The sequence below is a fragment of the Variovorax flavidus genome (assembly GCF_030317145.1).
In the GTDB taxonomy this organism is placed as follows: domain Bacteria; phylum Pseudomonadota; class Gammaproteobacteria; order Burkholderiales; family Burkholderiaceae_C; genus Variovorax; species Variovorax flavidus.
In genome coordinates this window covers 88769-107867 of the sequence record NZ_JASZYE010000003.1, presented here as the reverse complement: position 1 = coordinate 107867, position 19099 = coordinate 88769, and the positions used below count along the sequence as shown (strand labels likewise).

Sequence of the window (19099 nt, the reverse complement as noted above, 5' to 3'; positions counted from 1 at the left end):
TGATGAACGCCCCGACAGAACCGCCGGGTCTAGGTACGCTTGGCCTGGTCGACGGCTTCCAGGCTCTTCCGGCCGATCAGGGACAGCAGCGGCCCGGTCGCGGCCGTGGTAACCAGCGCCATCACCAGAAGCATTGTGAACAACTCGGCGCCGATTAGTCCGGTGTCAAGGCCGACCTTGATGACGATGAGTTCCATGAGCCCGCGCGAATTCATGAGCGCGCCGGTCGCCAGGCTTTCGCGCCATCCGTAGCCGCACACACGCGCGCCGGCCGCTCCGCCGACGATCTTGCCTGCGCAGGCCACCAGCAGGATCAGGCCGAGCGCACCCAGGCCCGCATTGGCGAACGCGCCGGAGGAGGTGCCCAGGCCGGCCAGCGCGAAGAAGATCGGCATCAGCACGACGATCGACAGTGGCTCGATCCGGGCTTCCAGCGCGCGCAGCAGCCGGTCGTCGCGCGGCAGCGCGATGCCGAACAGGAAGGCGCCGAACACCGCGTGCAGGTGCAGCCATTCGGTGAGCATGGCGCAGACGAAAAGGCCGATGAGCAGCGCGGCGAGCACCATCGGAGAGGGCACGCCGTCGGGTGCGTGCCTGCGAAGCTGCCGGGCCAGCAGGGGCCTCACGATCAGCAACACCACGGCCACCATCACCGCCAACCCCAGCGCGATGCGCAGGAAACCCTGCAGGCCGCCGCCCGTGCTCGCCAGCGCGACGACCAGCGCCAGCAGCACCCATGCCAGCGCGTCCACTACGCCAGCGGCGCCCAGTGACAACTGGCCGACACGCGTGCGGGTCATGTTGCGATCCTTCAGGATGCGCGCCAGGACAGGGAAAGCGGTGATCGACAGCGCCACGCCCAGGAAAAGCGCGAACGGCCAGAAGGCAACGCCCTGCGGCGCGAGCGACGGATGCAGCACGGGTGCGATCGCCACGCCCAGCACCATCGGCAACGCCATGCTCGACAGCCCGACCCAGCCCGCGGCCTTGAGTTGGGCGCCCATGCCGCTGGGCGCGCGGAGTTCCGCACCGACGATGAACATGAACAGCACCACGCCCATCGTCGCCAGCGAGGACAGGCCCGGCAGCGACGCCGGCGGGAAGAGCTGCGCATGCCACTGCGGGAACAGCGCGCCGAACACCACCGGTCCGAGCAGGATGCCGGCCGCCATCTCGCCAATGACCATGGGTTGGCCCACCGCGCGCAGCGCAAGGCCGCAAGCGCGTGCGGTGACCAGGATGACGGTGAGCTGCAGGAAAAGGAGCGTGAGGGACATTGCCGGTACGGGAGATTCAGGTGGATTGTCTCGGGACTGGGATTGTCCACCGGCCTCGACGCGGCTACCCGCGAGCGGACTTGCCCCCCGATCGCCGCCGGGTGAGCGCCAGGTTGGCCGTCATCATGGCCGCGACCAGCGTGACCAGCCACGAGAAGTACACCCACAGCAGGAACATCGGGAGGGCGGCGAACGTCCCGTACAGCGCCTTGTACGTCGGCACCTTGACGAGGTACGCGGTGAAGCCGCGCTTGCCGAGCTCGAAGGCCACGCTGGCGATCAAGCCGCCCGCGACGGCGTCGCGCAGCCGTACCTTGGCGTTGGGGACCAGGTAGAACATGCTCGTCAGTACGGCGACGCCGAGCATGAGCGGTCCGAGGTCAAGCACGAATGCGAGCGATGGTGGCAGCGCGCCGATCACGCCCATCGAGATGCCCAGCAGATACGACGTTGCCCACAGGCTCAGGCCCAGAACGGGCGGCCCGACCGCCAGCATCAGCAGGTAGAGGCCGACCCTCCTGAAGAATGGCCGGTTCTTCCGGACCTCCCACATCTGGTTCAGTGCGTTCTCCACGGTCAGCAACATCGCGATGGCCGTGCCCAGCAGGAAGAGCGAGCCGACCCATGTGAGGCCGCTGGCGTTCGCCGCGAACTGGTTGAGGTACTTCAGGACCGTGCGCGCGATGTCCGTCGGAAGCAGCCTGCTCAGCAGGAACTCCTGCAGCGCGTCCTTGAACCGCTTGAAGATCGGGAATCGCGTGAACAGCGCGAAGCTCGCTGCGAGCAAGGGCACGATGGACAACAAGGTCGTGAACGTGAGGCTCCCGGCGACCTGGGGCAAGCGCTCTTTCTTGGCGCGTTGAATTGTCAAGCGGGTCAGGGTGAACATGGATCGCTGAAGGAGAAGAAATCGACGGCATGGCGATTGTGATGGCGCCCCGGATGCTCACGCCGCGTCCTCGACCGCGTGACCCAGTTCCTGCCCGTACGCAAGCTCGAGCGTGTGGCCGTCCGGATCCCGCATCAGCGCCCAGTAGCCGACCGGAGGGCCCGAATCCTGGGGCTCCCGCGCCAGGCATTGATCCTCGCGTGCAAGCTGGCAGAGCCTGTCGACTTCTTCCCGGGACCGCACGCCGACGCCGAGGTGCGCCATCGGCAGCAGCGGTTTGATCTCATTCGACGTTTCGATGAGAACGATGGCGAACGGCCTCGTGCGGTCACTGATCCAGACCACCCCCGGCCGCGAATGCACGGCTTGCATGCCTGCGTACTTTGCATAGAACGCCACGCTGGCCGCAAGCGAATGCACGGGAAGCGCTACATGGGTCAGGCCGATGTCCGACATGGTGAGGCCTCGCAATGGTCATGAGCGGGCCGGCGGCCCGGGTGGATGGAAGGGCTGTCCGTCATTGTGCTGCGTCGTCACGGCGTCGCCAGCTTCGTGCGCGCCATGTCACGGAATTCGGTCGACTGATGGCCGGTGTGCTACTTGAAGAACCGACCGAAGTACGCCTCGTTGTCGCGGCACGATCGCAAACGAAACGAAAGTACTGTCGGCACAGATCTGGGACCGCGGGCTGGTCGTCGACTGAGAGATCTTCTTCAGGTGGTCAACGGCACCACTGCTTTTCGCACGGAACGCCGTCGCCGTTGCCATCCATCTTGACGCCGGGGCAGCTCTTCAGAAAGAAGGTCGCTTCGGCACACGATGTCATCTGCGAGCAGTGCGTCCGCCCGTCGCACCTGAACGAAGCGTTGTTCGCTTCGGTCGTGGGGCGACCGGAGGTTGAAGGGCTCCACGCCTTGTCCGGAACCGCAACACGGACTCCCTGCTGCTGTCGCTGCTCGAAGTGGGTGTATGCCTTCCAACCGATGAGACACAGGATCAACAGGACGATCACGTTCTTCATGCGGTTCCTCTGCATTTCGGATAGGCGGCGCATCCCCAGAATGAATCGCCGGCGTGTGCGCCTTTCCTTGCAGTCCGGCGCACCATCGCGCCCGAGCATTTCGGGCAGCAGGGCGTCTGGAGTGCTGTTGTCGCGTTGTCGGGAGGCAAAGGCATTGGCTTCGCTGCTTGCGCGGGGTCGTCGCCGTGCTTGACGCTTCGCGCAGATCGAATCATGGCGAACAACGCGTCGCCATCCAGCAGTTGGACGTTCCGTCCTTCGGCAAAGGCTCGCGCCTCTTCGGTGAATCGTCCGGAAGTCACGACGAAACCGCCCGCCGCACCGTCAGCAGCCATTGCGCCGTACAGCTCGCGCACGACCTGCACGCCCACCTTGTAGGCCCGCCATTGCTTGCATTGCACGAGATGCTTCTCGCCGCTTTTGCGCAAGACGAGGTCGACACCGCCATCGGGCCCGCTGCCGCCCAGCTCTTCGACCTGGAAGCCCTTTCTCCTGAAGCCCTCGCCGACCAGGCGTTCGAACTCGCGCCAGGTCATGCCTTCAAGCGCGTCCGCGGTCTTCGCGGCAGCCACGTTGTCGGCCAGTTGCTTCCTTTGATGGCGGCGCCATGCCGACAAGGCCGCGCCAGCGAGGCACACGAAAGGCACCAGGTACTGTCCAACCGACGCCAGCGCGAAATAGAGACTGGATGTGATCTGCGGCTTGGTGACCATCTCGGCTGTGATTCGGACGGCCCATGCATGCGCAAGGAAGTAGATCACCGGCGCCAGTGCAACGCCGACCCACCAGGGCAGCATTGACACCACCTCGACCATGTCCTCCAACGGTCCGGTCTTCTTGCGTCGCGGCATGTTGTCTCCTCGTTGTTGTTCGTGCGGCGGCGCCGGACGTATTTGTCCGGCACTCTAGCGAAGGAGATTCCAGCGATGCGACGCGACCACATCGTCACGATCGATTTCGTGACTATTGCCACAGGGTGGCGCTAAAGCTTGCGCGCAATGGCCGCGGCTTGCAGCTCAGGCACCAGCGTCAGAAGGCGGCGGGTGAGCCAATACAGATGGGAAGCATCGATCGGGTTGGGCAACTTCAAGACATTGATCAGGCGCTGCGGGCGATCCCCCAGGGCGAGGCAGGTCAGCGGCTCGAGGACTGCGGCCAGTTCCTGTCGGACGTGTTCGTCCACGAGGTCGTGCTCATCCAGACTGCGCCATATCGTTTGCACCGCGCGTTCGCACAACTCGGCATCCGACGGCTTCGTCAGTTCCATGGGGTAGCCCATCGAACTCGGCGGCATCGGCGGCGGCATGTGCCGCGTCGTTCCGCCCGAAAGGTTTCTTCGTGAAGGCATGTTCCGCTCCTTCATGGTGCAGCCACGATACGCCGCACCCCGGCGGACCGCAATGGCGCACGCAATCGGGCAGCAAGAGCGTTGCATCGACGAATACGATGCAGTCGACGGCGCAGGTGCCCGTCGTGTGTCGCACGCATGTGACAGTGGCTTCGACGGCGCCACCATGTCCTCAGGAAGGTGCCGTTCCTTTCACGGCCCACGCCAGCGCCGCATAGGAGCGTGGGCCATCGGCCTCGCCGCCCAGATAGGCCGCCTCGACAGCCTCTCGCAGTCGCTCGCGCTCCGCGTCGGTGAGGCTGGCGACGTACTCTGCGGCGGGGCCTTCGCTGCCCTCATAGGGAGTCCAGTAGTCGGCGAAGGAGGCGAACTCCATCCGCATGATCAGCGTGGTTTCCACCACGTCCTTCAGCCCGGCAGTGCGCCATGCCCGTTGCAGTTCCCCGGGTCGCGTCATGGGCCGCGTGTAGTTTCGTGCGCGACGCTCCCTGGCCTTGGGATCGATTGCAGCAGCGGTATCGAAGAACATCCGGTTCGCGACGAAGCCGCCGCGCACATCCCATACGGCTGCGCCGACCACCCCACCGGGTTTTGCGACGCGCCGCATCTCGGCGATCGCCTGCTCCGCCTGCGGCACGAAGTGCAGGACCAGCAGCGACAGCACCCGATCGAAGCTCCGTTCCGGAAAGGGCAGGGCGCAGGCATCCCCGACCTCGAAGACGATGCGCGCATCCTGGTTGTGGCGCCTCGCATGCTCGATATAGGGCTGGGCCATGTCGATGCCGCGCAACTCGCCGGAGCCCGATCGCCGGGCTACCGCGAAGGTCAGGTGGCCGGTGCCGCAGCCGACGTCGAGCACGCGATCGCCTTCCGCCGTGCCGACGAAGTCCAGGAAGGGAAGCGCGAGTTGCCGGCTCCAGCGCCCCATCACTTTCTCGTAGGCATCGCCTTGCGTGGCCAGGAAGGTCGAAGAGGTGTTCATCGGGAGTGCCTCCATGCAGCGCAACGTATGTTGCAGTTCAAGGTCGTTGGCTGCAAGCCGCGATCGGCCGGGGGCCGGGACTCACCGCGGCAGTGAAGCAATTCACGAAGTTTTGACATTCGTTACTTGGTTGTCGCCGGCAGGACACCGCCTGAACTGGCGCGGGCAGCAGCATCCGGCCGCCTCAAACAACGACAAGGAGACATTTCCATGACCCGAGGATCGACGACTGCACTCAATCGCCGACAGGCTGCAATGGCCATCGTCGCCGTCGCCAGTGGCGTCACTGCACTGCCGGCGCTTGCGCTGGATACGCCCAGCGCCGAAAAGCCCGCGAAGGGCGGCACGGCGCCCAAGGCCGCCGGCGACATCGTCATCGGCCAGAGCGCGCACCTGAGCGGGCCGCTGGCGCCGACCCTCCAGGCCGTGCTGCGCGGACAGGACATGGCGTTGGCCGAGTTCAACCGAAAGGGCGGATTGGGCGGGCGCAGCGTCAAGCTCGTCACCCTGGACGATGCCTACGACGCCCAGAAGACGGTGGCGAACGTCAACCAGCTTCTCGCGCGTGAAGACGTGGTTGCGCTGTTCGGCCTGACGAACACCGCCGGCGTGGGCGCCGCGCTGCCGCTCATTGCGGAGAAGAAGGTGCCGCTCGTCGGCGTCTACAGCGGGTCGCCCGCACTGCGCGCCAAGCACAACCCTTACTTCTTCACGACCATGGCGAGCTATCGCGATGAAGTGGTGCAGATGGTGCGCAATCTGGTCACGCTGCATCGCTCCGAGATTGCACTCGTCTACCAGAACAGCCCCTTCGGGCAACTGATGGCGCCCGTGGTGGAGGAAACCTGCAAGGAACTTGGTGCCACCCTGGTCGCCAAGGCGCCGCTCGAAGTCAGCGGCAGCGATGCCGCCGCTGCCGTCGCCACGCTCGCGGCCGCCAAGCCGCAAGCTCTGATGTTCATGTCTTTCGGGCCGTCGCTGGTGCCCTTCGTCAAGGCGGCTCGCCAGAAGATCGCGGCACCCATCTACTGCGTGAGCATCGCCAGTTCGCGCGCCGTGATCGAAGCGCTCGGTGACGAGGCGCGCGGCTTGGCGATCGCGCAGATCGTGCCCTATCCCTTCCGCGCCACGAGCGCGTTGACGCGCAGGTATCACGCGGCGATGGAGGCGGCGGATCTGCCGGTCGACTACGACCACTTCTTCGGCTACCTCAACCTCCAGGTGCTGCTCGAAGGCCTGAAGCGCGCAGGCAAAGGCGTCACGCCGCAGAAGCTCGTCGCGGCCCTGGAGGGCATGCACATGACCGATATCGGCGGCTACACGGTCGACTACAGCCCCGAAAACCACCATGGGTCGCGCTTCGTCGAGCTGGCGATGGTGGGGCCGGGCGGCCGCTACCTCCGCTGACAGACCTGCCTCCCACCCCCCCCCCCCGGTTCAGCACAAACTTATAGATGGGCTTCTGAACTAATTAGAGTGCGCAAACGCTAAATCCTAAGATCGCATTGCCATGTATGACCAGGAGGCAATGATGAATAGGGTTTTGTTCGCCGGCACGGCGGTGACGCGCGAAGGTGCCGTCGGTTCGCTTTATAGGCTGGAGCACGGAAAAGGGTGGGAGAAGGCAAAAGATATTGCGGACGATGCCGCCGTTCAGGCCATCGTTCCGCATCCGGAATTCGACCAGATCATTTTCGCGGCAGCGCGCAAGGGTATTTATAAATCCGAGGACAGGGGCCAGACCTGGCGCCGGATCGAAGGGCTCGATCCCGGTTTTCAGTTCTGGTCGATCGAGGTCGATCCGCGCAATCCGAACCACCTTTTTGCAGGCACGTCGCCCATTGGCGTTTTTGAAAGCCATGACTGCGGCGAAACATGGACCGCCTGCGAGGTCAACAACCCCGAGCGTTTCGCGATCCGCTTCGGCGCATCCCGCGCCATGCGCCTCGCATTCCATCCAACCGATGAAAAGATCCTGTACGGCATTGCCGAGATCAATGGTTTCATGCTCAGCCTGGACGGCGGCAAGACCTGGAATGCCGAGCCGCGCGGACTGCTGGAGCTTGCCAAGCTGGAGCATCTGAGGAGCAAGATCGAGACGGACGACGACTCGGAGGGCATGTTCGACGCGCACGTCGTCACCACCACGCCCGCAGCCCCGGATTCGATCTTCTATATCTGTCGACTGGGTATTTTCGAGAGCACGGACCTGGGCAAGACCTTCAGGGATTTGGAGGTCGGAAAATACGCACCATTTGCCTATTGCCGTGATCTCCGGATTGCCGCCGGCATGCCCGAGAAAATGTATTCATGCTTCAGTATTGCTTCGCGAAGCAATGCCGGTGCAGTCTATACGAGCGACGATCTCGGCAAGAACTGGCGCCGCGCCGACGCGCAGGTGACGCCATTGAGCACGATCATGGGCATCAATGCCCACAAGCACGACCCGGAGGGCGTGATTTCGGTGACGCGCGGTGGGCAAGTTTTCTACACCTTCGACGGCGCGCAGTCCTGGTTTGAAAAGCAGCTTCCCGAAAATGCCGGCGACGCATTCTGCGTGGCGATGATCTGAGAATAAAAAAGAGAAAATCAAATGCGTCTGAATGGAATCATCCGTGCATTGGAAAGCGGCCAGGGCATTGCCTTTACGTCCTTCGTGCAGGCGGAAATCGAGAATGCGGTGAATTTCGCCCAGTCGAGCAACGACGGCCTGGTCTTCGAGCTGGAGCACAACCCCTGGGACATCAACGCGCTGCGCACCGCGATGCAGTTCCTTCTGCTGCGCGAGCAGATCGTCAAGTCGGGCAGCATCGCCAACCCCATGACGCCGATGGTGCGCATCCCCGCCAGCGGCAGCGAGATGAACCAGTGGTTTGCCAAGCAGGCCCTGGACCTGGGTGCGTACGGCATCGTGTGGCCCCGCATCAGCAACAGCGCGGAGGCCTACAACGCGGTGGCCGCCTGCCGTTACCCGCGCCTGCCCTCCCGGCCCCACCATGAGCCGGCCGGCCTGCGCGGCGACGCGCCGATGGCGGCGGCACGCTACTGGGGGCTGTCGCAGCAGGAGTACTACAAGCGCGCCGATGTGTGGCCGCTGGTGCCCGAAGGCGAGATCCTGGTCGCGCTGATGATCGAAGACGTGCAGGGCGTCAACAACATCGAGACCATCCTCAAGGAAGTGCCGGGCATCGGCGTCCTGCTGCTCGGCGAGGGCGACCTCACGCAGGAGCTGGGCTGCCCGCGCGACTACGAGAACCCCGAACTGCTGCGCATGATGGACCACGTGCTGGAGGTGGGCAAGGCGCACGGCGTGGCCGTGGGCCATCCGCACATGACCAGGCAGAACGCCAGGGACATCATCGACCAGGGCTACCGCTTTCTCATGAGCTATCCGCGGCGCGACTTCTCGGCGCTGGAAACCGGCCGTCATCTCGTCAAGGAACTCTGAGATGGTCCGCTTCAAGACGGTGCTGGGCAAACACGCCCAGCTGGACGGTGTGCGCGCCCGGTCCGAGATCGCGCCGGGCGTGGCGTTCGAGTTCATCGAGGTCAAGCGCATGCCCGACGCCTACCGCGACATGGCGCGCACGCAGCCCTACGACATCTGTGAGATGGCGCCGACCATGTACCTGATGGCGCTGGAGCGCGGGGCCGCGATCACGGCGCTGCCGCTCCCGATGACGCGTCGCTTCAGGCACTCGGGCATCAAGCAGCGCAAGGGCCTGGCGCTTGCCAGCCCGAAGGATCTGGAAGGCCGCAAGGTCGGCGTGCGCAATTTCTCCGTCACCGCTGCGGTGTGGACGCGCGGCGTCTTCGCCGACGACTACGGCCTGAACTCGGACAAGGTGACCTGGGTGACGGAAGAGGCCGAGAACCTGGACGACCTGCAGTTGCCGCCCAACGTGCAGCGCCTCCCCGAAGGCCGGAAGATCGTGCAGGCCATCGAGGCCGGCGAGATCGATGTGGCCTTCGACGGGCTCGCCGGTGCCGGTGACGCCAGGATCGAGATGGAAGAGCTGGTGACCAATCACGCGGAGGTGGAGAAAGCCTGGTTCGAGAAGACCGGCATCTATCCCATCCATGGCGTCATCGTCGTTCGCAACGAACTCGTCGAGAAGCACCCGGACCTCCCCAAGGCCCTGTACCAGCACTTCGTGCACTCCAAGCAGGCGTACCTGGATGGCCTGGCGTCAATCGCGGAGCCCTCGGGCGACGACAAGCGCTACCTGCGTCTGCGCAAGTTCATGCCCGACCCGCTGCCCTATGGCTTCGAAGAGAACAAGGCCTCGCTGCAGGCGCTGATCCGCTATGCCCACGCGCAAGGGCTGATCGGCAAGGAAGTGCGTGCCGAAGACATCTTCATCGACCCCCGCACCGCCAACACCGGCCAAGTTGCCGAATGGAAATAGAGCCGTGGAAAAGACAACACTGAAAGCCATGTTCGGCAGCTACCCCAAGACTGCCGCACTCAAGAATCACGAGATCGCCTCCGATCGCGTGTCCCTCGACATCGCGCCGGTGGACACGGCGCAGAAGGCGTTCAAGGACGTGGTGCGCAACCACCTGTTCGACGTCGCCGAACTCGCCGTGGTCACCTACCTGCTCGCCTACGACGCGGGCCATCCCTACACGCTGCTGCCTTTCGTGATGAACGGCAACTTCCACCATAAGAGCCTCTATTCGCGCGCCGACGACGTCTTCTCCGCCGCGGACCTCCGGGGCAAGCGCGTGGCCATGCGCTCGTATTCGCAGACCACGCCGACGTGGGTGCGCGGCATCCTCAGCGACGAGTACGGCCTGAAAATGCAGGACGTGCAATGGTGGAGCCAGGAGGGCGCCCACGTGGCCGAGTACAAGGACCCCGATGGGGTGCAGGGCCTGGACAAGACGCTGGGCCTGGAGCAGGCGCTGCTCGACGGCAAGGTCGACGCCATCATTGCCGGCGGCGCGATCGAGAACAAGGACAAGCTGCGCCACGTGATCGACAACCCGCAGGCGTCGGCCAGGGAATGGAACCAGCGCACCGGCGTGATCCCGATCAACCACGTCGTGGTCGTGAAGAACGAACTGGTCCGGCAACATCCCGACGCCGTGGCCGAGGTCTACCGCATGCTCGTCGAGAGCCGCGAGGCGGCCGGCGCCGAAGGCGTGAACGAGCTGCAGCCCTTCGGATTCGAGAAACTCGACCTGTCGCTGCGGAAGGTCATCGACTATGCGTACGACCAGCAAATGATCAAGAAGCGCTATGCGCCCGACGAACTGTACGGCGACGTGCTGAACATCCTGAAGTAAGAGGTACACCCCATGCCTGGAATCATTTCTTCCATCGCCTACGTGCGACTGGGTGCTCCCGACCTGGACGTGCAGGAAAAATTCCTCACCGAGTTCGGCCTGGTGAAGGTGCACCGCGACGCCCGGCGCCTCTACATGCGCGGCATCGCCGACGAGCCTTTCATCCACGTGACCGAGCTGGGCGAATCCGGCGTGCTCGCCGTGGGCTACAACGTGCACCCCGATGTGCCGATCGAGTCGCTGCAGGAGCGCTTCGGCGCCACTGTCGAGGCCATCGACGAGCCCGGCGGCGGCAAACGCCTGCGCCTGAAGGATCCCAACGGCCAGAGCGTGGAGCTGGTGCAGGGCCGCGAGCGTGTGGCCCCTCTGCCTCGCCGCAACCTGCTGCGCGGCACGGATGGCATGAGCAAGGACCGCGGCCCGGCCAAGATCGAGCGGCTGGTGCACACGGCCTATGCCACGACGCGCCTGCACGAGACGCTCGACTGGTACCAGAGCCACTTCGGCTTCCTGGCCACGGACGAGCTCTACATCGAGAAGCCAGGTAACACCCTCGGCAGGTTCGTCCGGGCCGACATGGGCGACGAGCCCGTGTACCACCACATCCTCTTCGTCTTCCGGGGCGACAAGGACGGCCTGCACCACTGTTCCTTCGAAGTGGAGCGTGTCGATGAGATCTTTACCGGCGGGGACCACCTGCACGAGCTGAACTACGACCACGTGCGCGGCATCGGCCGCCACGCGCTGGGCAGCCAGATCTTCGACTACTGGATGTCGCCGTTCAACGTGATGCACGAGCACTGGTCGTCCAGCGAAAGGATGAACGACAAGAGCCGCTTCAACGAGATCCAGATCGGCTCGGGCATGGTCCACGACAGCGGCGAGCGTCCGCCCGAGCGCTTCGTGAAGCAGGCTTCTCCCATCCTTTCGTAGTCCATCCGCAGCAAGCGAACACTCCCATGATCATCGACTGTCACGGTCACTTCACGACCGTTCCCACCGCCCTGCACGAATGGCGCAAGAAACAGCTGGAAGGAAGCGGCGTCCACGGCCAGCCGCTCCACATTTCAGACGAGGAGCTGCGCCAGAGCCTCGAAGGCAAGCAGCTGCGCTTCCAGAAGGAGCGGGGGCTCGACCTGACCCTGTTCTCGCCCATCGCCGGCCAGATGGGCCACCACCTGGGCACGCCCGAGCAAAGCGTCGAGTGGTCCGAGGTCTGCAACGACCTCATCCATCGCGTGTGCCAGCTCTACCCGCGCAACTTCGCGGGCGTCTGCCAGCTTCCGCAGTCCTCGTCCGCCGGGGATTTCGGCGTGCAGGCCAGCGTGCATGAACTGGAGCGCTGCGTGACGGAGCTGGGCTTCGTCGCCTGCAACCTCAACCCCGATCCTTCGGGCGGCTTCTGGAAAGTGCCTCCGCTGACGGACCGCACCTACTACCCGCTGTACGAGAAGATGGTGGACCTGGATGTGCCCGCCATGATCCACGTGAGCAGCTCCTGCAACCCTTGCCACCACCACGTGGGCGCGCACTACCTCAATGGCGACACGACGGCCTTCATGCAGTTCCTGCTTGCGCCGCAGCTGTTCAAGGACTTTCCCACGCTGCGCTTCGTGATCCCGCATGGCGGCGGGGCGGTGCCTTACCACTGGGGCCGCTATCGCGGGCTGGCGCAGGACATGGGCATGGAAAAGCTCAACGAAGGCCTGCTGAAGAACGTGTTCTTCGACACCTGCGTGTACCACCAGGCCGGCGTGGATCTGCTGACGAAGGTGGTGCCTACGGAGAACATCCTCTTCGGCTCCGAAATGATCGGCGCGGTCAAGGGCGTGGACCCCGAGACCGGCCACAACTACGACGACACCAAGCGCTACGTCGAAGCCACGACGAGCCTGTCGGCGGCGCAGCGCCAGGCCGTGTTTGCGGGCAACGTGCTGCGCGTCTACCCGCGCCTCAAGCAATACATCCAAGACTGAAGAAGAGAAGGAAGACCCGATGGATCTGGGTATCAAGGGCCGGAAGGCCGTCGTCTGCGCATCGTCCCAGGGCCTGGGCCTGGCATGCGCCACATCGCTGGTGCGCGAGGGCTGCAAGGTCTGGATCAACGGCCGCACCGAAAGCAAGCTGGTCGAGGCCGCGAGGCAGATCGAAGCCGCGACCGGCCATCGCTGCGAGATCATCGTGGCGGACATCGCCACCGAAGAGGGGCGCGAGAAGATCCTGGCAGCCTGCCCGGATGCCGACATCCTGGTGAACAACAACGCAGGACCCGAGCCGGGCAAGATCGCCGACTGGTCCTACGAGGACTGGCAGGAGGCCGTGGAGAGCAACATGCTCGCGCCGATCATGCTGATCAAGGCCCATTTGCCTGGCATGCGTCAGCGCAAGTTCGGCCGCATCATCAACATCACGTCCGCGATGGTGAAGTCGCCGAGCGCGACGATGGGCCTGTCGGCTGCCGTGCGTTCAGGGCTCACGGCGCTGAGCAAGTCGGTGCAGAAGGATTCGGTCATCGACAACGTGACCATCAACAACTTGCTGCCCGAGCGCTTCGACACCGACCGCCAGCGCTTCATGGCCGAGCGCATGTCCCAGCGCGAGAGCATCACCGTCGAAGAGGCGCGCAAGCGCATCGCCAACACGATCGCCGCCAAGCGGCTTGGCAAGCCCAACGAGTTCGGGGATGCCTGTGCCTATCTGTGCAGCGAGCAGGCCAGCTTCATCTCGGGCCAGAACCTGCAACTCGACGGCGGCTCGTACGCCGGCCTCGTGTAAGGAAATCAACCATGAAACTCATCAGCTTCGAGCGCAACGGCAAGGCCTCCTACGGCGTGGTCGTGGGCGAACGCGTCATCGACCTCGGCAAGACCTTCGGCGGCCAGTACCCGACGCTGCGCGACCTGCTGGCGGCGGGCCTGGACAAGATCGGCGATCCATCCCGGTACGAGGCCGACTGCGCCGTCGCCGACGTCAAACTGCTCACGCCCATCACGAACCCCGCGCACATCTGGTGCCTGGCCGTGAACTACGCCGACCACCACAAGGAGGTGGAATCCGCCGGCCGTGTGCAGGACCTGCCCAAGGAGCCAGCGGTGTTCGCGCGCTATATCGACACCTTCGTCGCGCACGGAGAGGACATCTGGCACCCTGGCGTCAGCGAGCAGTTCGACTATGAAGGGGAGTTGGCCGTCGTGATCGGCAAGGAGGGCTATCGCATCAAGGCGGAAGACGCCTTCGAGCATGTTGCGGGCTACACGATCCTCAACGACGGCAGCGTGCGCGACTGGCAGTTCCACACGCGGCAGATCACGCCCGGCAAGAACTTCTACCGCAGTGGTTCGATCGGACCCTGGATCGTGACGGCGGACGAGATCGGCAATCCCTACGACCTGCGCATCGACACCCGACTCAACGGCGAGTTGCTGCAGTCCGACAAAGCCGAACTGATGCTGCACAAGATTCCGCGTTTCATCGAATACGTCTCGACAATGGCGCCCTTGCAGCCGGGCGACATCCTTGCCACGGGAACACCGAGTGGTGTGGGCTTCTCCAGGAAGCCACCCGTGTGGATGCGCGCCGGCGACACCTGTGAGATCAGCATCGAGAAGATCGGGATGCTGGGCAACAGGATCGTCCAGCCTTGACGGAAACCAATGAATCCTCCGTCAAGGCCGGAGGATTCATCGCGTTGGTTTTCTGGAAATAATGAACAATCTCCCCAGTATCTGGCAATTGCGCGTATTCGATTGCGTGGCACGCCTGGAAAACGTGACCAAGGCATCGAGCGAGCTATTGCGCACCCAGCCGGCCATCACCATCTGCATCAATTCGCTGGAAAAGATACTGGGCGCGACCCTCTTCGAAAGAAGCAAGACCGGAATCTATCTGACCGAAGCCGGCATTGCCGCGCATATCCGGACGCAAAGAATCATCGAGTCCCTGGAAGGGGCCATGGAGCTGATTCCGGGCGAAAAGAAAATCGCGCCTCTGGCGGTCGCTTCCAGAATCACGCGCTCCCAGAGCCAGGCGCTCGTCGCGATCCACGAGTGCCATTCGTTCCGGGCCGCCGCAGCCAAGCTGGAGATCACCGATGCCTCGCTCCAGCGCTCGGCCCGCACGCTGGAATCCAACATCGGCTGCGGGCTGTACAAGAACACGGCCGCCGGCATCAAGACCACCGACCTGGGCGACGCGCTGGCCTTGCGCCTCAAGCACGTCACGGCCCAGGTCACCGCGCTGGTCGATGCGATGCAGGGCTTCACCTACCCGCGCAGCAAGACCATCAACATCGGCGTGATGCTGCTCGACCCGTCCATGCTCATCGTGAATGCCATGAAGGAAACCCATGAGCAGTACCCCGACGTGCGCATCGCGGTCATCAACGGCACCTACGACAGCCTGGTCAACAAGCTGCTGAGGGAGGAGGTCGATTTCATCGTCGGGCTGCTCAAGGCGCAGCAGTCCGACATGGGATTGCAGCAGGAACTGCTCTACAAGGAGTCCTACTGCATCGTGGCGCGCAGGGGCCATCCGTTGAGCCTCAAGAGCCAACTCACCGTGGAGGACCTGCAGGACTACCAGTGGATCCTGCCGCCCGCGAGTTCGCCGAGACGACGCGCCTACGAGCACATCTTTGCGGAAACAACGACCCCGCCGGCCTTGATCGAAACCTACTCGCTCTCCACCATCCGTATTTCGCTGGCGGAGTCGGACATGCTGACGGTGCTGAGCTGGGTGGAAATCCTGAGCGAGCGCCATTTTGGCTTGCTGGCCCCGCTGCCATTCACCATTGCCTGCGAACAGCCGGCGGCGGGCATTACGACCACCCGCGGGAAACAGCTGACCGATGTCCAGAAATACTTCGTCGACGTTTTTCGCAAGAATTCCGCTTGCCTATTAAACGCATAGCGCATGTTTTTTATGATGATCGATCAGCTTCTTATGAATTGCTGAATGGCTGCGCTACTAATATATCCCTCGATCTGATCTTTGGCGTTAATCAGGAAAGTAGGGATTTATGAAGGTTGTGGATGCGCAGGTCCATCCATGGGCGCAGGGGGAATCAACGGGTCATCACCGCAGGGATCCAATTACCAGCGCCGTGCTGCAAAAGGAAATGGAAGCCGCGGGCGTGGATCGGGTGGTGCTGGTGCCCCCGCTCTGGGACCCCCATGGGAATGTCTATGCGCTGGAGATGGCGCGCCAATTGCCCGACAAGTTCACCGTGATGGGCCTGCTCGACGCGGCGCGTCCTGACGCTGCGCAGCAGTTGCGCCACTGGCGCGACCAGGCCGGCATGCGCGGCGTGCGCTTCCTCCTCAACACGCCGGACCGCATCCAGCCCTGGGCGGACGGACTGCTGGATCCCTTGTGGCCCATCGCAGAGGAAACGGGCCTGGTGGTGGCGATGCTGGCGCCCGGACATTTGCAGATCGCCCGGCAAGTCGCACAGGCCTATCCCCGGCTCAAGCTGATCGTGGACCATCTCGGCGTGCCGCGCGGCGCGGTGGGCGCCACGGCCTTCAAGCATCTGCCGGAACTGCTCGAACTGGCGCAATTCCCGAATGTGAGAGTCAAGGCGGTCGGCGTGGGCGACTACGCGATGGACCCCTATCCGTTCAAGTCGCTCGAAGCACCGCTGCGGCAGGTTTTCGATGCCTTCGGCGCCGACCGCGTGATCTGGGGCAGCGACCTCAGCCGCCTGCACCATTCCTATGCCCAGTGCGTAGCGCACTTCCGGGAGCATCTGCCGTATCTGGGCGAGGCCGATCTGGCCAGGGTCATGGGGCAGAACATCCTCGACCTGCTCGAATGGAAGTGACGGCGACGGCGGCCTTCAAGACGCATAGATAGACAAGAAAAGGAGACATCGACATGCAAATCCAACTCTCGCGCCGAAAGTTCAGCGCCATCCTGGGGGCGTCCTTCGCCTCCACCGTCGCGCTGCCCCAATGGGCGTTCGGCGCCACCGACAAGCTCGAAACCGTCCGCGTGGTGCTCGGCGTATCGGCCGGCTCCATGGTGGACAACATCGCCCGCCAGGTGGCGGAGCTGATCAAGCCGGGCTACGCGGCCAGCACCTTCGTCGAGAACAAGACGGGGGCGGGCGGCATCATGGCCGTGAGCTACCTCAAGACCCTGGCCAAGGACGGCAGCAACGTCTATGTGGGCGTGTCCTCCCCGCTCACGGTCTATCCGGTCACCTACAAGAAGCTCCCCTACGACCCGGACAAGGACCTGATCGCCGTCGGCAGCCTCGGAACCTTCGACCTGGCGCTGGCCGTCGGCCCGATGGTGCCTGCGAGCGTCCATGACCTGAAAAGCTACTTCGAGTGGGCGAAGAAGAACCCGAACGACGCCAACTTCGGCTCCCCCGGTGCCGGGTCGATGCCGCACTTCGTCGGCAGCATGACCGCACGCAGCGCGGGCATCGAGCTTCGCCATGTGCCCTACCGCGGGCCCGGCCCGGCGGTGCTGGACCTGGTGGGCGGCATGGTCTCGGCCGTCGTCGTCCCGCTGGTGGATGTCACTGAATTCGCGGCGCAGGGCAAGCTGCGCATCCTCGGCACCACCGGCGACGCGAGAAGCCGTTTCGTGCCCAACGTGCCCACCTTCGCGGAGCAGGGCTTCGGCGAATACGCCATGGGTGTGTGGATTGCCGTGTTCGTCGCGGCGGGCACGCCCGATGCGCGGGTCCAGCAATTGCGCGGCGTGCTCAAGCAGGGGCTGGCCCAACCCGAAGTCCAGGCCGCCATGGGCAAGCAACTCCAGGCTGCCAAGTGGGGAGATCCGGAGCAGCTGCAGCAGAACATCCGGAAGGAACGCGCCAGCTGGAAGAAGGCGGTGGAAGCGCTGAACTTCACGCCCGAATCCTGACGTTTTTTTGCCCGATCGAGGGATGCCCGGCATCCCTCTTTTTTTGCCCGCCTGATTTGACGGATCCCTTCGGTGTTATCTCTTATATGGTTAACCCGCGGCCCGTTGGAGATAAGTCTAAATTTATAACGCGCGCAGATTTTGTATGGGGCTGCCAAATTGTTCTTTGTCAGAATTACACCTGCACACACACCGACATTTATCTAAAGACGCCGGGTGCAGGAAATAAGTCAGACAAACAACGGAGAGACAATGAATATCAAGGCAATGATTGCCACTGCGGCGCTATTTCCCGGATTTGCCGGGTTGGCGATGGCGCAATCCAACGTGAAAATCATGGGGGAATTGGACGCTGGTATCCAATACTACAAGGCTACCAACGGAACTACGGTCAAGCGTTTGCAAAATGGAGCTTTTGCCGCGTCGCGTCTCATTTTTGCCGGAACCGAAGATCTCGGCGGAGGCCTTGCCGCCAATTTCAATCTGGAAATGGCCCCCCAGGTGGATACGGGTGAACTCAGCAGATTCGGGGCTTTCAATCGAAATTCTTCGGTGAGCCTTTCCAGCCAGAGCCTGGGTGAAATCCGCATGGGCAAATTTCTGACTTCCACCGCGAATCTGGTGTGCCAGGTCGACCAGTTCTGGTGCGGCAGTGGCTTTGGCGGCAGCGGCATCATGTACAACGGCGACGTTTCCACGGTCGGCCGTTGGGTTTCGGGGACTCCGGGGCGCGGCGGCAACAACAACGACGGCGTCTCCGTGTTCTCCGGCGGCACCGGGACGGCGGGCACCGCCGACTCCAACCGCAAGAACAACTCGACGCAGTACATCACGCCCAGGATCGGCGGCTTCCAGGGCAAGCTCATGTATGCCCTGGGCGAGGCTGGCAACTTCGCCAAGAACGGTTCCGGCAATCAACTGAGTGCCACCGTGACGTACAGCGACAAGAACCTGTTCGTGGGCATCGGGTACGAGTCGGTGCGTCCGGATCCGCTGTGGAACGCCAAGGGCGACCTCTCGACGATCGGCGGCACCTACAGGTTCGAGAACCTGACGGTGGGAGCGATCTACCAGTACGAGACCGCCTCCGGGCCCGCCGCCAAGTGGACCCGGGCCAGTGACTGGGCCGTCACGGCCGTCTACCAGGTCAGCGTCTTCGAGCCCTACCTGAAGTTCGGCCAGCACCGCACCAACGGGATAGGCGCCTACGGCATCAAGGACGGGATCGACTCGCAGGTCGTCAACGTCGGCACGCTCTACAGGCTGTCCAAGCGCACCGCGCTCTACGCCGACATCGCGACCGACATGAAGGGCAGCGAGGGCAAGCCCCTCATCTTCAAGGCTGTCGACCCCCGTGTGATGACGGTCGGCATGCACCACTGGTTCTGAGCCGCGAGGAATCTTCGAGACCGCC

General features: G+C 63.7%; 20 protein-coding genes. 13 read left to right on the top strand and 7 right to left on the bottom strand.

The features are described from left to right. Positions 1 to 29: 29 nt before the first annotated feature. The 7 genes from QTH90_RS15800 to QTH90_RS15770 all read right to left on the bottom strand — a co-directional run bounded on the left by QTH90_RS15800 (position 30) and on the right by QTH90_RS15770 (position 5517). Complete coding sequence (locus QTH90_RS15800) at positions 30 to 1277, bottom strand: cation:proton antiporter (RefSeq protein WP_286665517.1); 1248 nt, start codon at positions 1275 to 1277, stop codon at positions 30 to 32. Between the two features lie 64 nt (positions 1278 to 1341). Continuing rightward, on the bottom strand, positions 1342 to 2166 hold the full coding sequence (locus tag QTH90_RS15795; protein ID WP_286665516.1) for a YihY family inner membrane protein: 825 nt from the start codon (positions 2164 to 2166) through the stop codon (positions 1342 to 1344). 57 nt (positions 2167 to 2223) lie between these two features. After that, positions 2224 to 2622, bottom strand: a complete 399-nt coding sequence (locus QTH90_RS15790; protein WP_286665515.1) for a VOC family protein — start codon at positions 2620 to 2622, stop codon at positions 2224 to 2226. A 265-nt stretch (positions 2623 to 2887) separates the two neighbouring features. Further along, positions 2888 to 3187 carry an excalibur calcium-binding domain-containing protein gene (locus tag QTH90_RS15785; RefSeq protein ID WP_286665514.1) on the bottom strand — a complete coding sequence of 100 codons (300 nt, stop codon included), beginning with the start codon at positions 3185 to 3187 and terminating at the stop codon, positions 2888 to 2890. Next, positions 3184 to 4038, bottom strand: a complete 855-nt coding sequence (locus tag QTH90_RS15780; RefSeq protein ID WP_286665513.1) for a restriction endonuclease — start codon at positions 4036 to 4038, stop codon at positions 3184 to 3186. The genes QTH90_RS15785 and QTH90_RS15780 overlap by 4 nt, the downstream gene beginning before the upstream one ends. 131 nt (positions 4039 to 4169) lie before the next feature. Then, positions 4170 to 4535, bottom strand: coding sequence for a hypothetical protein (locus tag QTH90_RS15775; protein ID WP_286665512.1), 366 nt, complete (start codon positions 4533 to 4535; stop codon positions 4170 to 4172). Between the two features lie 172 nt (positions 4536 to 4707). Continuing rightward, on the bottom strand, positions 4708 to 5517 hold the full coding sequence (locus tag QTH90_RS15770) for a class I SAM-dependent methyltransferase (RefSeq protein ID WP_286665511.1): 810 nt from the start codon (positions 5515 to 5517) through the stop codon (positions 4708 to 4710). 210 nt (positions 5518 to 5727) lie between these two features. Between QTH90_RS15770 and QTH90_RS15765 the strand changes: the two genes are divergently transcribed. From QTH90_RS15765 to QTH90_RS15705, 13 genes are all read left to right on the top strand, one after another. Further along, positions 5728 to 6924 (top strand): ABC transporter substrate-binding protein, encoded by a 1197-nt coding sequence (locus QTH90_RS15765; protein ID WP_286665510.1) that lies wholly within the window; start codon positions 5728 to 5730, stop codon positions 6922 to 6924. Positions 6925 to 7027: 103 nt separating this feature from the next. After that, positions 7028 to 8089, top strand: a complete 1062-nt coding sequence (locus QTH90_RS15760) for a WD40/YVTN/BNR-like repeat-containing protein (protein WP_286665509.1) — start codon at positions 7028 to 7030, stop codon at positions 8087 to 8089. A 21-nt stretch (positions 8090 to 8110) separates the two neighbouring features. Further along, positions 8111 to 8965: an HpcH/HpaI aldolase family protein gene (locus tag QTH90_RS15755; protein ID WP_286665508.1), complete on the top strand. Its 855-nt coding sequence runs from the start codon at positions 8111 to 8113 to the stop codon at positions 8963 to 8965. A 1-nt stretch (position 8966) separates the two neighbouring features. Next, the gene (locus QTH90_RS15750) at positions 8967 to 9926 is read left to right on the top strand and encodes a substrate-binding domain-containing protein (RefSeq protein WP_286665507.1); all 960 of its coding nucleotides are present in this window, start codon (positions 8967 to 8969) and stop codon (positions 9924 to 9926) included. A 4-nt stretch (positions 9927 to 9930) separates the two neighbouring features. Beyond that, positions 9931 to 10809, top strand: coding sequence for a substrate-binding domain-containing protein (locus QTH90_RS15745; protein ID WP_286665506.1), 879 nt, complete (start codon positions 9931 to 9933; stop codon positions 10807 to 10809). 12 nt (positions 10810 to 10821) lie between these two features. Then, entirely contained in the window at positions 10822 to 11742 is a 921-nt protein-coding gene (locus tag QTH90_RS15740; RefSeq protein WP_286665505.1) for a VOC family protein, read from the top strand. Positions 11743 to 11768: 26 nt separating this feature from the next. Then, positions 11769 to 12785, top strand: a complete 1017-nt coding sequence (locus tag QTH90_RS15735) for an amidohydrolase family protein (RefSeq protein WP_286665504.1) — start codon at positions 11769 to 11771, stop codon at positions 12783 to 12785. A 19-nt stretch (positions 12786 to 12804) separates the two neighbouring features. Beyond that, positions 12805 to 13584, top strand: a complete 780-nt coding sequence (locus tag QTH90_RS15730; RefSeq protein WP_286665503.1) for an SDR family oxidoreductase — start codon at positions 12805 to 12807, stop codon at positions 13582 to 13584. Between the two features lie 11 nt (positions 13585 to 13595). Beyond that, a complete protein-coding gene (locus tag QTH90_RS15725; protein ID WP_286665502.1) occupies positions 13596 to 14453 on the top strand; it encodes a fumarylacetoacetate hydrolase family protein in 858 nt (285 codons plus the stop codon). A gap of 61 nt (positions 14454 to 14514) precedes the next feature. Then, entirely contained in the window at positions 14515 to 15717 is a 1203-nt protein-coding gene (locus QTH90_RS15720; RefSeq protein ID WP_286665501.1) for a LysR family transcriptional regulator, read from the top strand. A 109-nt stretch (positions 15718 to 15826) separates the two neighbouring features. Continuing rightward, positions 15827 to 16630: an amidohydrolase family protein gene (locus tag QTH90_RS15715; protein WP_286665500.1), complete on the top strand. Its 804-nt coding sequence runs from the start codon at positions 15827 to 15829 to the stop codon at positions 16628 to 16630. A gap of 53 nt (positions 16631 to 16683) precedes the next feature. Beyond that, a complete protein-coding gene (locus QTH90_RS15710) occupies positions 16684 to 17685 on the top strand; it encodes a tripartite tricarboxylate transporter substrate-binding protein (protein ID WP_286665499.1) in 1002 nt (333 codons plus the stop codon). Positions 17686 to 17937: 252 nt separating this feature from the next. Next, a complete protein-coding gene (locus tag QTH90_RS15705) occupies positions 17938 to 19074 on the top strand; it encodes a porin (protein WP_286665498.1) in 1137 nt (378 codons plus the stop codon). Positions 19075 to 19099: the final 25 nt, after the last annotated feature.